This window comes from Peijinzhouia sedimentorum, assembly GCF_049340005.1.
Lineage (GTDB): Bacteria > Bacteroidota > Bacteroidia > Cytophagales > Cyclobacteriaceae > CAXBDP01.
Genome location: NZ_JBMPIY010000004.1, coordinates 126,915 through 140,800 on the forward strand (window position 1 = coordinate 126,915; position 13,886 = coordinate 140,800).

At 37.9% G+C, this 13,886-nt stretch carries 11 protein-coding genes; 1 reads left to right on the forward strand and 10 read right to left on the reverse strand.

What is annotated here, in order from left to right; all coding sequences use genetic code 11:
- Window positions 1-59 precede the first annotated feature (59 nt).
- The 8 genes from ACOXY8_RS07880 to ACOXY8_RS07915 all read right to left on the reverse strand — a co-directional run bounded on the left by ACOXY8_RS07880 (window position 60) and on the right by ACOXY8_RS07915 (window position 8,275).
- Window positions 60-1,247, reverse strand: a complete 1,188-nt coding sequence (locus ACOXY8_RS07880; RefSeq protein WP_458331022.1) for a DUF4221 family protein — start codon at window positions 1,245-1,247, stop codon at window positions 60-62.
- Window positions 1,248-1,471: 224 nt separating this feature from the next.
- Window positions 1,472-1,615, reverse strand: coding sequence for a hypothetical protein (locus tag ACOXY8_RS07885; RefSeq protein ID WP_458331023.1), 144 nt, complete (start codon window positions 1,613-1,615; stop codon window positions 1,472-1,474).
- Window positions 1,612-2,796 carry a hypothetical protein gene (locus ACOXY8_RS07890; protein ID WP_458331024.1) on the reverse strand — a complete coding sequence of 395 codons (1,185 nt, stop codon included), beginning with the start codon at window positions 2,794-2,796 and terminating at the stop codon, window positions 1,612-1,614. The genes ACOXY8_RS07885 and ACOXY8_RS07890 overlap by 4 nt, the downstream gene beginning before the upstream one ends.
- A gap of 36 nt (window positions 2,797-2,832) precedes the next feature.
- The gene (locus ACOXY8_RS07895; protein WP_458331025.1) at window positions 2,833-4,110 is read right to left on the reverse strand and encodes a DUF4221 family protein; all 1,278 of its coding nucleotides are present in this window, start codon (window positions 4,108-4,110) and stop codon (window positions 2,833-2,835) included.
- Window positions 4,111-4,303: 193 nt separating this feature from the next.
- Window positions 4,304-4,894 (reverse strand): DoxX family membrane protein, encoded by a 591-nt coding sequence (locus tag ACOXY8_RS07900; RefSeq protein ID WP_458331026.1) that lies wholly within the window; start codon window positions 4,892-4,894, stop codon window positions 4,304-4,306.
- Window positions 4,895-5,511: 617 nt separating this feature from the next.
- Complete coding sequence (locus tag ACOXY8_RS07905; protein WP_458331027.1) at window positions 5,512-6,498, reverse strand: transglycosylase SLT domain-containing protein; 987 nt, start codon at window positions 6,496-6,498, stop codon at window positions 5,512-5,514.
- 58 nt (window positions 6,499-6,556) lie between these two features.
- The gene (locus ACOXY8_RS07910) at window positions 6,557-7,297 is read right to left on the reverse strand and encodes an LOG family protein (protein ID WP_458331028.1); all 741 of its coding nucleotides are present in this window, start codon (window positions 7,295-7,297) and stop codon (window positions 6,557-6,559) included.
- A 78-nt stretch (window positions 7,298-7,375) separates the two neighbouring features.
- Window positions 7,376-8,275 (reverse strand): TIGR01777 family oxidoreductase, encoded by a 900-nt coding sequence (locus ACOXY8_RS07915; protein ID WP_458331029.1) that lies wholly within the window; start codon window positions 8,273-8,275, stop codon window positions 7,376-7,378.
- A gap of 73 nt (window positions 8,276-8,348) precedes the next feature.
- Here ACOXY8_RS07915 and ACOXY8_RS07920 point away from each other — a divergent pair, with 73 nt between their 5' ends.
- Entirely contained in the window at window positions 8,349-8,822 is a 474-nt protein-coding gene (locus ACOXY8_RS07920; RefSeq protein WP_458331030.1) for a hypothetical protein, read from the forward strand.
- A 68-nt stretch (window positions 8,823-8,890) separates the two neighbouring features.
- Here the strand turns inward: ACOXY8_RS07920 and ACOXY8_RS07925 are convergent, their stop codons facing one another.
- Window positions 8,891-11,758, reverse strand: coding sequence for a TonB-dependent receptor domain-containing protein (locus ACOXY8_RS07925; protein ID WP_458331031.1), 2,868 nt, complete (start codon window positions 11,756-11,758; stop codon window positions 8,891-8,893).
- 78 nt (window positions 11,759-11,836) lie between these two features.
- Window positions 11,837-13,795: a hypothetical protein gene (locus tag ACOXY8_RS07930; RefSeq protein WP_458331032.1), complete on the reverse strand. Its 1,959-nt coding sequence runs from the start codon at window positions 13,793-13,795 to the stop codon at window positions 11,837-11,839.
- Window positions 13,796-13,886 lie beyond the last annotated feature (91 nt).

The following is a 13,886-nucleotide window of genomic DNA, read 5'->3' on the forward strand; positions in this document are numbered from 1 at the left end:
AAACTAGTATTAGTATATTAAACCCTTTGAATCATTAACCAAAAGCCATAGGACCATATTCAATTAGTCTTTATAAGCTCAAAATAGGTATTGAAGATTAGGCTATCTTCCTCATTGAGAAATTCTGAGCTAGGACCAACAAAAAACCCATTACTTGTAGGAACATGGTAAAAAATATCAAAAAGAGTATTATCCAAAACAGTTTCTCCAACTTTGTTCAGCTGCTTATCAAAAATAAGTACTGACAACTTTCTAGCTCTTCCTGTTACCATTTTACCATCAACATATTCAAGATCGAATGGATGGGCTAAAATTCTTGTGAACAGTTCCTTATTACTGTGATAATATAGTGGACTATAATAAGGAGTTGAAGCTCGGAAATCCCAACTTAATTGGCGATCATTATTTTCCGCACGTGTTTGTGGTGCAGGTATATCAATTTTTTGATTAGAGCTGCCATCCTTTATGAATTTAATGTCAGACTCATTCAGATTATATCCGTAAATCATATCATCCATTGGATAACTAACCAACAAGGTGTCATCAGTTATTGTACAATATGCCATAGCTAAGTCATTTGTATAAGATCTAGATTCGGATTTAGTATAGGCATTATCAGGAATGTCATAATATCTTTCTACAGTCAAATCTCTCATATTTAACAATGCTACATGGGCTTGATTTTGACCACCGTCGTATTTAGGAAGAATCCAGAAATTTACTAGTAAGTGATTTTCATCAATCATATTTAAAGTAGCGCCTTTAAAACCAGCAGGAAATGATGCTTTTGTATTGTTGCTACCTTTATACATATTCACGTTTGAGAAATCATAGATATCAAATTTTGTAAAATCCTCATTTGACTTTTGGATAATAGATGTACCTAATCCACTAGTCATAAATGATCCATCAGATTGAATGTTAAACCCATGTGGATTTCCTTTCATTAAATTCTTATCAAGTTCGATCCTATTAGAAAATTTACCCTCATTCAGATTATATACATCAAAAGAGTATGGAGTAAACATGGTTCGTGTGTATAATAAAGAATCATTGAATAGCGCAAACTGATGAGGGATGTTAGATGAATTTTCACCAACATGAATATACTGAGTTTGTACTTCCTTAATCTCGAACTTTTCAACACTATTATCCAGAGGTACTTCTGTGGAAGTTTCAGTATTCTGTGGCGATTCACAACTAACAATATATATAACAAGTATCGCGAGGAGATAAATTTTTCTCATGGTGATATTCTCTATAAGAAATGACTATTATGCTATGTATTAAATTTCACATCCCAAAACGTTCTGGTAAAGGAGTAATCATACCCTCAAGTATAATTTAGAAAGTTCTGGCGTCTACTTATTAATTAGATTTTCTATATCACCTAAAAGTTCTTTATAGGTGATGATTGGTCGTTTTTAATGACAGAGAACATAAAAAATTAGTTTAAGTGGATTATAGCAACCTACCCAACTTTTTTAGCTACATAGTCGGCAATAAGTTGCACTTCAGGATCATTTGCTATTTTACCATATACTAATTGAGACCCATAAGTATGGATAAAAATAGGCTTGCCAATGGCTGTTCGATACTGGCGAATCTTTCTCATTTCACTTCTTTAAACTTAAATAGGTACTTAAATATAAATTCATCCTCATTTGAATGGAAACTGCTATATGGGCCTGCTAAAAAGCCATTATCCAAAGGTATAGATTTTAATACGGCCATTTGCTCATTATCTAATATTGTCTCTCCAACCTTGTTTAAGTTTTCGTCCAGTATTATCACCGAAAGCTTTCTATTTTTTCCATCGTGCCTGGTACCATCAATGTTTTCAGAAGGTTGTGGATGATGCAAAATTCTGGTAAACAATTTACTCCCTTCATGGTAATTAAGCGATTCAAAAAAAGGTGTAGTAATTCTAAACTCCCAACTAATTTCCCTATCCCGATAATCAGATTTTGAAAGGGGTGCAGGAAATGCAACAGACTCACTTGTAGTTGCAAGCTTTTTAAATATGATCTCAGGAGAATTTATGTTATATCCATATATACATTGATCCATCGGGTAAGTAACTAATAGTGTATCCCCCTTGATAAGTGTACGCGCAAACGCTAAGTCAGATGGATATGCTGAGTTACGCATATTAGAATAGATATTATCTGGCATTTCATAATAGACCTCAACCTTATGATTATCAATATTGATCTTCGCAACATGATGAATGGAAAAATCCTTTAACAAAAATGATTCTGGGATAATAAAACTAACGATGACATTTTCATTATCAGCAAAATTGAATTTGTAATCACTAAATAGTGAAGGGAAGACTGCATTCATGAAGGGCTTTTCCTTAGAATAAAGATTTACATCAGAAAAATCAAAAGATTCAATTTTTCCATTGGTTGGATTCATAAGATATAACGCTGCCGTTCCTGCAATACCGAAGGCAATTGATTGTTCAGAAGATACATTCAATGAACTAGGACTTCCCTTGATTAAATTTTTATCTAATTTTATCCTTCTAATATATTTTTGTTTTAAAATATTGTAAATGTCTATATCATAAGGTGATGCATATACCTTTGAATAAACAAGCTCATTGCCGAAAATAGCTACTTGGTTTGGGTTGTTATATGCGCTATCAGGCACTTCAATAGATATTGTATCGGTTAGGCTTAGGGTAAATTTATTCTGAAAAGCCCCCTTTTGGTGAACCAAATATTGACTTAAATTTTCGGTTCTAGTTGCGCATGAACTAAGAACTAACACTAAAATTAAGTACCTCATAATAAATTCAATTTCTCTTTTCTATTAAATAATACCCTACTCAACCCTTCTAAACTCATACTTATACTTAATGATAAACTCATCATCAGAGCTATGATGTACAGTTTCTGAACCAACATAGAAGCCATCAGCAATGGGTAAGTTTTTGAAAACACCAAATTGTGCTTTTTCAATTAAGGTTTCACCTATCTTCTCAAAATTTTCATTCAATATAATTATAGATGAACTGCGATTTTCGCCTTTATTTCTTTTGCCATCTGGCATTCTGGCTATCATATCATGGTGAATAACTCTTGAGTACAAGTTCACCCCTGCGTGGTAGTTTATTCCTTCATAAAAAGGGACACTAATTCGATAATCCCAACTGAGTTCTCTATCATTATACTCACTTCTACCTAAGGGAGCCGGTAGTTTACTTATATACTTTGATGATACTGGTTTTTTAAAGAGCAACTCACTGGAATTTACATTATATCCATATACATAATGATCCATCGGGTAGGTCACCAACAAAGTATCACCTTTTAACATTTTTCTAGCATAAGCCAAGTCAGTAGGGTAAGCAGAACTTTTTACACTTGAATAAATATTCTTTGGTGTTTCGTAATAGTGTTCCAATTTTTTGGTTTGCAAATTGAACAATGCAACATGTGCAGCCTTGGATGCATCAGGGTAGTATTTATAAAAAGCCTCAGGTATGGTGAATGATAAAACAACTTGACTTTCATCTACTATCAGAGGAAATGCTCCTGAAAAATAAGAGGGATTTACAGCGGAATAAATTTCAATAGTTTGACTTGGAAAAAGTCCTATCTTTCCAAAATCAAAGGTTTGCAATGGCGTACCATCCTTCTCTATTGCATAAAGATTTATATAAGGAATACTGCCTATTGCAAGTATTTTTCCATCCTCAAATAAGTTGAAATTATCTAAACTCTCTTTATAAAAATTTGGATCTAAGCTTATTCGCTTCACATATTTATGATTAGGTAAATCATATACATCTAAGGACCATCTATTTTTGATCGAAAGTGTGTAAAGTAATGAATCTTTATAAAGAAGCTTCACATGTGGATTGTAATCAGCAGAATCAGGTACTACAATAGAAAACGTATCTACCAAAACCAATTCATATTCTTCCTGATAAGGTTGCTCGGGAGCTTCCAAAAAACTCGAAAGATCAATTTCTTCGCCACAGCATGAAGAAAATAAGAATATGCCAGATGCAAAAATTAATAATAATTGAACTGCTAACTTTTTTTCAAGCCATAGCTTCATATCTCTGGAGATCGATCTATTTGTGAGTAAGGGCATAAGAATAAAATTAATTTGGTTAAAGTATATTCGCCACAAATACAATTAACGAAATATTCTAAATATTTACCCTTAAAATTGAATCAATGAGAAATTACACCTGCAAGTGGATTAAAATAAAGACAAATGGAATAATTGTACTATGCCATTAAATGACTTTATTTTAATAAGGATGTGAGCTATTAGTTTTCAGTTATTTTCTACCCCTATCAAAAAACCACCACCCACTTATCATCATCAAAAACCCTCCCGCAACTACCATATAGCCAAGGGTGAGGCTCCAATTTGATAATAGTACAGCCAAAAAAATCAACCCAACACCCAAAGCCCAGAAGCCATCTGCCTTTGCAGATCGTCTTTTGAGCGGTATTGCTTTCAGCTCCTCTACGTTTTGGCTTAGAATAAATTTCAACTTAGGAAAGTCTGCAATCAGTAAATGGAGATTTAAGAGTATAAGTACAAAGTTGACATAAGGTGTGCCTTGCCACTCCAAGCTCACGGTAACTACCCATATATTGAGAATTATGGGGAAAGTAAGGATGGCACCCAAAGTGGCAAATCGTTGAGATAAAAGGGTGAGCCCTGCTATCACTTGGCTCCAAGCAATAAAGCGAGCATACAAGCCAAGATTATGCTCGGCAAGTCGCTCTTCTAGCCAAACCGGCCCAATCAAGCCGGGGAACTTATGATCGGCAAATAGCTTAGCCATGCCGGCAGTGAAGAAAATTAAACCAAGGAAAACCCTTGTGGCAGGAATAGAAAAACGATAGAGTTTTTGAATCATGATGGAGGTATTTCCAGCCAGATTACAAAGGAATTTTTATTTCGTAAAGCTCCATACGATGAACGGTTAATTTGCCTCTACGAAGTCATGGATTATCCAGTTTATGTGTTTGCAATCAATGCCTTAAGATTTAAAAGAGATAAAAATAAATATCCTCCCATAGGCTAGATGCGTTGTGCCTCACCTGTGACTTCTTTGTTGATGTGCGAAGATTATTTCCTTTGCGTCTTGTGCAACTTGGCGAGAGAATTTTTCTCGCAGAGCCGCCAGGCCGCAAAGATTTTGGTTTCTGCTCTGCGAACTCAGCGTCTTCCCTTGGCGCATCTCCCTGCGTTTAAATTCTTCTTTTTTTAACCGCATTGTCGCAAAGATTCACGCAAAGCGCTAAGGTTTTGGGTTCCTCTTTGCGCACCCTGCGTATTCACTCTGTGTTTGCGTTAAAAATTCTTTTTATCCGCAATTGACGCAAAGGTTTGAGCTACTTTCTTCTGCACTCCTCCACGGTTTCCATTGCTGTTTATCTTTCTGCGTATATCAGCGTAATCTGCGGGAGAAAAAAAATTGCCCGCGGATAGCGCAGATTGGCGCGGATTATCTTTCTACACGTATCACCCAGACTACAAAGGAATTTTGATTTCGTATAGCTCCCCGCGGCGAACACTTAATTTGTCATTACGAAGCCAAGGATTGTACAGCTTTAGTGTTTTGTAATCAATACCTTGAGATCTGGCGAAAGAGATTAAATCATTGATATCATCATCAATAGTTACCACTTTGTAAGTATGTGGCTGATACAAATGCTCAGGTTGGATAATCAGCCCATACTTGCTTGGACTGCTGAGGATTTCTTTGCAAGCCAGAATTCTAAATAAATAGCGGGAGGTTTCATCATTCAATAGCAATCGGTAATAATCAGCTTCTTTTTGATCTTCGATAGCACGCTGCATCCCAGCCATTCCACGATTGTAAGAAGCCGCCACCATCGTCCAACTACCGAATTTCTCATACGCTTTGAGCAAATATCTACATGCCGCCTCAGTAGCTTTGATAGGGTCGTATCGCTCGTCCACATCACGAGTAACTTTTAGTCCATATTCCTTGGCAGTGCCTTCCAACAATTGCCAAAAACCAACCGCTTTTGCGGGAGAGACTTTATTCATCAAATCACTTTCGATAATGGCCAAATACTTAAAATCATCTGGAACACCATACTTTGCCAAAATAGGCTCGATAGCAGGCAACCAACGATTGGCTCGCTTGATCATAAATATAGTGTTGTTGTGCCAATAGGTATTGATATGCAGCTCACGATCAAAACGCTCTCGTATATCCCAAACCCCCATATCTACAACTTCACCTGCGAAATTTACATCGTTGGGCAAGGTCCAAGATTGTGCGTTGGTAAATGCTGCAGCAGTGGCAGGCTTAGTGGCAGAAAGCTCCTCTGTAGAATTCGATTCCTCTGCAGGTTCGTTCACATTGATTTGTGGCTGCAATTCATAAATCACAGGCGTATCAGGCGAACCAAATTCCTTGAAACCTATATAAGCAAGCAAAAATACCCAAGGTAAAATCTGCAACAATGCACGGAGATTATTCTTCATCTTCAGCCAAATTCAGTGGAAATAATAGTAAGATAAGCACGCAATGCTAATCTTACTATTAGAAGTTTGGCGAAAGGAGATATTTGGAATAAAAATCGTCAATAACCTTAACAGCATCAGTAGCATTACTTACAACACTAAAAAGATACAGATCTTCAGGTGAAATAAAGCTCTCCTTCTCAAGCATGGTGCCTTTGATCCATTCTATTAATCCAGACCAATATTCCTCACCAACCAAAACGATTGGGAATCGGCCAATTTTCCGTGTTTGAATCAGCGTAAGTGCTTCGAACAATTCGTCGAAAGTGCCGAAACCGCCAGGAAGTACGACAAATCCTTGCGAATATTTGGTAAACATCACCTTACGCACAAAGAAATAATCGAAAGTGATCAACTTATCTTGATCAATATAAATATTGTTGAACTGCTCGAAAGGCAAATGAATATTGAGGCCAACAGACTTCCCATTTTCGCTATGCGCTCCTTTGTTGCCTGCTTCCATAATACCGGGACCACCACCCGTAATTACTCCATAGCCATGACGCACCAATTTGGCAGAAATCTCCTCTGCCATTTTATAATATGGATGCGTATCTGGTGTACGTGCCGATCCGAAAATGGTAACACAAGGGCCAATTTTACCTAATTTCTCAAAGCCCTCTACAAATTCTGCCAATACCTTGAAAATCACCCATGAATCAGCACTTTTGATCTCATTCCAATCTCTCTCCTTAAAAGCTCTTCTAATTTTATCTTCTTCTTCCTTACTTACTTGAGGTATATCGTTATTAGTTGCCATATCAATTATCAAAAAAAATTATATCCAATTATACTCATTCAATTACAGAAATGAGCCTTAACAAAAACGTGCCTTTGATTATTTAGTTCTAAATAAATCGCTCAGTGACTCTTTTACACTGGGAAATTCAAATTGAAATCCAACTTCAAGCAATTTATCACAAGAGACCTTATTGCCACCCAGCACAATCTGACTCATTTCACCAAGGGCAATTTTAAGCAAAAATCCCGGAACTGCTATCGGTATATATACTTTATCTGCTGCTTTGGCTGCCAATTGGGTAAAATTACGATTGCTAATTGGCTCCGGCCCTACGGCATTGTACGTTCCACTCAGGCTTTCATTTTCTATGGCAAAGAGAAATATATTCACCAAATCATCAATATGAATGGTGCTCATATATTGCTCGCCTGAGCCAATAGTTGCTGCCACTGGAGGCTCAAGTATTTTGGGTAATGCACCACCTTCTCTACTCAATACTACACCAATTCGCAAGGTTACCAGCCGGATACCCATGTTTTCAATAGGTGCAGTTTTACTTTCCCATTGTTCGCAAACATTGGCGAGGAAATCGCTGCCTGCGGGTGAAGATTCGGTTAATAAAGTATCCCCGGTATAAGCTCCATAATAACCTACAGCTGATGCGGAAATGAAAAGCTTAGGCTTCTTGTTTTGCTTAGCAATATGGGTCAATAATAGCTCGCCTGAAAGTGTACGGCTATCCATGATTGCTTTTTTGCGGGAGGCTGTCCATCTGCCTTCACCTACATTTGCACCTGCAAGATGTACGATGGCTTCCATGCCATCTAATGCGCCTTCTTCCAAATAGCCATTATTCAAATCCCAGATAAAAGCTGGAAACTCATCATTCTCCCGCTTGCTCCTACTTAGGTGATAAACTTGGTGACCTTTATTGCGAAGGAGTCGGCTCAATTTAAGACCAATCATGCCTGTTCCGCCAGTTATTAATATTTTCATAATCTAATTTCAAATAATTTGATGTTGCCTTTTTTTAACTTGCCACCCATTCAAAATGTTAATTATTAGCAAAATGAGAAAATCCATTTTATCCCTATCAATTCTATCCATTTTCCTGATACAAGCTTGCGAGCAAAAGGACAATTTGAAGGAGAAAGATTCACTTATCTTCAATATACCTGAAATGGTGAATAAAACACCCGAACAGATGATTGAAATATTGGGTGAGCCCGATTCAGCCTATACGCAATATGTGGTGACGATTCCTGTATATACACAATGGTACGGCGAGAAAGGTTTGGAAATCCAATATTTAGAGCCTGAAAAATTATCCAAAGATATAGTAATCCATAATGCCGGGCCGCTTCCATTCGATCCTTCTACATTAGCTTTGTTTGGTTTGGAGCCTATGACACCAACTGTGTCAAATCCTCGATCGAATTTGCGTTGGTCTGATGTACAGAACTTTAAGACGATTCACTTTTATAATCGACTGGAAGATCCGAATGGTGATGTGAGATTTCAGATATATTTTAAGGCTGAATAAGCAAAAAATATTGAGCATAAAAAAACCGACTGAGCGTCGGTTTTTTTATGCTGTTATATTGGCTTTTACTATTCGATCAAGTAAGCAAATCCTAATGAGAAAGTGCTGCCAATTTGTGAGTTCTGATAGATATAAGCTTTGTCGTTGAATGATTGTGTAAACTTATATTCTGCATTGAGCAAGTTAGTTGCAGAGAATTTTGCAGACCAACGGCTTCCTAAGTTCTTCTTCACATTCATATCGAGCATGGCTCTAGGCTGCTCAAATACATTTGGCGTACCGCCTACAGAAACCACTGTCATACGCTCACCGGATACGTTAAAGCTTACATTGCTACTCCAACCGCTAAATGGATTTTCGTAATTGATGTAGGCATTGATGATATATGGAGCTTGTCCAAAAAGTGGGCGGTATGATTTTGCTTCCGGGTCGTTCAAGCGAATAAGACTTAATTCACCTTCTGAAATATCCACTCTTGAGTTGATCAACGTTACATTGGTTCCCAATTTGAAATCTTTCAAACTTGGAGAAAGTGCTTCTAAGCTCTTACGAATTTCGAATTCTACACCCATTACTCTTGCCGTAGGTACATTTCTGAAATTAAATTCCAATGCCAAATCATTTGTAAGCGGGTTTATCGCTCTTTCGATTGGGTTTTGGAAGTTTTTGTAGAATGCACTTATGGAGATAATCTCACCTGAGCTTGGGAATGTTTCCCAACGGAAATCGATATTATCGATGGTGGTTCTTTCCAAGTTTGGATTACCTAGCAATAGGAAGTCACCAAGGAAATCGAAGGTAGCAAAACGAGCTAATTCTCTGAAAGTAGGTCTAGCTAAGGTACGACCATAAGCAAACCTGAAATTTGAATTTTCACTTGAGTTATAAGTGATGTTGACAGCCGGCAACAAATCATTTCTTTGCAAAGAAGCTAATCTGATAGAGTCTGCCAAAGAAGCATCACCCATTTCAAGATTGATATCTGTTTGTTCGAAACGAGTACCAAAGCTTGCTCTCAATTTTTCAGTAATCATTAAGTCACCCATAATATAGGCAGCCGGAATTGCTTCGCTGGCGCTATATGTACCTGTAGAAGGTTGCTCTCTTAGGTATAATCCAAAATCAAAATTGGCATCACCTAGCTTACCGATATTACTATCACTAAAGTAATCGTCTATATTATTGTTGTAAAATGTAGTGCTTGGGCCATTGATGTATTCGAATACACGCTCATCGAAGTCTCTTTCTTTGTACGTGTAACTTGCTCCAAACTTAATTTTAGAACCTTTACGACCACCCATCACAATTGGAATTTCGAAGTTTAGCTTATTATCAAAATTCCTTTCTTCCATAGAGCGGAAAAAGCGGCTTGGACGTTTTACGTTATTAGATAATGCATCATAAGCTGTATCTCCTTCCATCAGTATTTCAGCAAGGTTGTTGAAGAAACGTAAATCCGGCTCTTCCTGAGAAGAAAGCGTGGCTGAAGATATCCAATCCATGTTAACAGCTCCAGTAGAGCCAAAAGAATGACTACCTTTCAGTTGAGCGCTATTGAGTACACGCTCTACATATTGCAATGATCTTGCTTGGATTATTCTACTGTCATCTTCACCTCCCGCATTAAAAGGGAACAAACCTTCTTGAAACCTAGTAGAGCCTTCGGCACTTTGATTTCTCATTACATTAAGACCAATTTTATTTCGATCGTTTATTTTCAAGGTTGTATTGAACAATGCTCCCCAAAGCACATTGTCTTTACCCATACGATCATTGAAAAGGTATAGTGGCGCTAGACTTTCTTCAGCGACAGTACCCGGTAATAGAAAACGGCCTGTACTTCCATTTTCATAATATTCATAAGAACGGCTGTAAGTAACTCCACCGATAAAGCCCAGATCTTTACCCAAAAACGTTACCTGATTACCTAATGAGAATGAAGCGGAATGATTCATAGGCATTTGGCTAGTCTCAGGACCCATAGGCGTACGAATAGATCTTGTATCTCTATCTAGTTCAGCTGCTAAAGCTGGATCGTTGAATACAGAGCCAAATGCGGGAACACCATCTTTCAAATCGTTAGGTAAGATTCTGCGTTCGTCTTTGAAACCACCAACGTGACCTTTTCCCAAATCATGAGTTAAGTATTTGTCATTGAAACTTGCATTGGTATTGTAGCCGCCACTAAATGAAGCTTGTAGGGTAAAGGTTTCTGGAAATTCTTTGGTATTCACATTTACCAAACCACCAGTAAAACTAGCTGGAAGTTCTGGTGAAAAGGTCTTGTAAACGACAATATTGTCGATCAAGTTGGTTGGAAATAAGTCCATTTGAACTGTATTCTTATTTGGATCCAAACCAGGAATTTCGGCTGTGTTAAGTGTTGTTTTGCTATATCTATCTCCTAAACCTCTTACAAAAACATATTTTCCACCTTGTACTGAAACCCCCGTTACTCTTTGCATCGCAGCAGCTGCATCTGCATCGCCTAAGCGAGAAAACTGATCAGAAGCAATGGCATCTAATACCAAAGAAGATTTCTTTTGCACCGTAAGTAGCGCATTTTCATTGTTACGAATTGCCTGCGCAGAAACCACGATTTCTTGTAAGCCTAACGTTTCTCCTTTTAATCGAACATTAATAATTGTTACTTCTCCATCCTTGATCTCCACTCCTTCGATTACTTGAGAAGTATATGAAACATAAGAAGCCTGAACAGTATAAGTACCAGGCGCAATATTGTTGATACTAAATTTACCATCTAGATCGGTACCACTACCTATGCCCAATTCGGCAATCCCTATTGAAGCACCAATCAATGGTTCACCAGTTTCATCGTCGATGATACTTCCTCTTAATATGCCCTTTTGCGCAAGTACATTCTGACTGATAACCATGGCAGTCAAAATGAGTAATAAAGTGGTTAATTTTTTCATTTTTTTGGGGTTCTTAAAATGTAAAAAGAAGCACCTTTTCACAAGGTGCTTCTATTCATCAAAATATATACGTTCAGATTATTTAAGTATACCGTAAGCTTCAGCAGCTGTCCAGCTTCCTAGCATCCAGTTTGTTGACCCTAATGCTCCAATATGATTCACGTTTTGGTATGTAAAACCATTAACAGAACCTGTAGGTATTGCAGAACGGCTATGAGTAAATACTAGACCACCCGCAGCTGGTAAAGGATTGAAATTACCCGCTGCAATACTGCTAATCTCAGGGTTACCAACAATGTTGTCATTCGCTTGTAAGTGAGACACTAGTGGCGCATAAGGAGTAACACCATCACCAGAAGCAACATAATCTAAAGTAGTGTTAGTACCGATATTGTAGAAGATGTTGTTTTTGAATACTAAGTCTCCATTTGCAAGACGATCACGAGAGTTTCCACCAGCAGAACCAACTGTAGTCAAGTTGATACCTCTAGAGAAGTTCATTACAATTGAATTATGGATGAAAGCACCCGTTCCTTCAGTCATAAACATTGCGTTTGCATTGTTGCCGCCAGTACCTTGACCGATCATCGTTAAGTTATAGATTTGAGGCTGAGAGAATACAGCTGCAGATAAGTTGCCACTATGAGCTCCATCACTTTCGAATCCACGATCAGATGCAGTAAAGCTTGGCTCTTGGTATGATATCCAGAATTGGTTTTGACCTCTCCAACCGAAATCCCAGTCGAAAGAATCATCTTGATTGTAAAGAGAAGCTAGGTAAGAAGTATTCACTGTTCCACCGAACCACTCGAATCCGTCATCATCAAATCCCCAAACTTCGATATGGCTGATTTGAGTACCATTACCTACACCACCCATAGTCAAACCGTTGATTTCATTACCAGCACCAATGTTTGTAGCACCGTGACGAAGTGAAATGTATTTCAATACACCAGAGTTGTCGTTCTCATTGCTACCACCGTAGATACCTCTAGATTCAGATGAAGGTAAACCTTCAATTAGAGTTTGAGAGTTTGCGTGGTTGATTGGGGCATCACCAAGTATAATCAAACCACCCCACAATGCACGAGCATTGATTGGAAGGTCATCAATTCTCGAAAGATCATCAGCTTCAGCTGTGAATATGATTGGCTCAGCTGCAGTACCTTCTGCATCGATGGCACCACCTTTAGCTACAATTAGAGCTGAAGCATTTTCTGCTTGACCTGGAGCACCTTTAATTACAGTACCTGGTTCGATAGTAAGTAAATCACCTGAATTTACATATACAAAACCTTCGATTACATAAATCTTGTCTTTCGTCCAAGTAGTAGTACCTGTACCATTACCATTGATATCACGAACTCTTACAACTTGCTGAGTTACGTTGGTAGTGATTGCTAAGTTTGAAGTCTGTCCGTCAGAATCTGTGATAGTGAAAGTATGCACTATAGCTTGACCCAAAACAGTGACAGCAGGAGTATAAACATAAGTTACTGAACCACCTAAATCACCAGCAGTGAAGTTTTTAGTAAGTGTACCTGGAGTACCTGCACTTACAGCTACAGTTACATCAGCAATACCATCAGCAGCAGAAGCTGAGATTGTAAGGCTTGCTTCAGAAGCAACAGCTACAGAAAGCACAGTATTTCCACCTGGAGCAGTCAATGTTGGAGCTGGATTAGCTTCTACAGTAACACCAAGTGTTGCAGTAGCAGTACGATTTTGGTTATCGGTTACTGTGAATGTAACATTACCACTTGTAGAAGGGATAGTTACATCTACGGCACCATTGAATGTGTTTCCATTGAATGAACTTGGCAAGCTTACGTCTGCACCAGAAGCTGTAATACTTAAGATACCAGCTGGAGCATTTACGCTAAGACCAACTTCAGATGTCTGACCTGCTCTTGCAGATACAGTACCCGGAACCACAGTAATCGTTGGCGGATCAGCTGGTTCATCGTCCTTATCACATGACGTGATTAATACGAACATTGGGATGAGCAATAGGAGTAAAGAGAATCTTACTTTCATAACTTTATTTTATGGTTATTTACTGACAGCAAAATTGACCATTTAGTGTTACCTCTTGAGTTCGCTTCTATTACAGATTTGTTAAATTAGA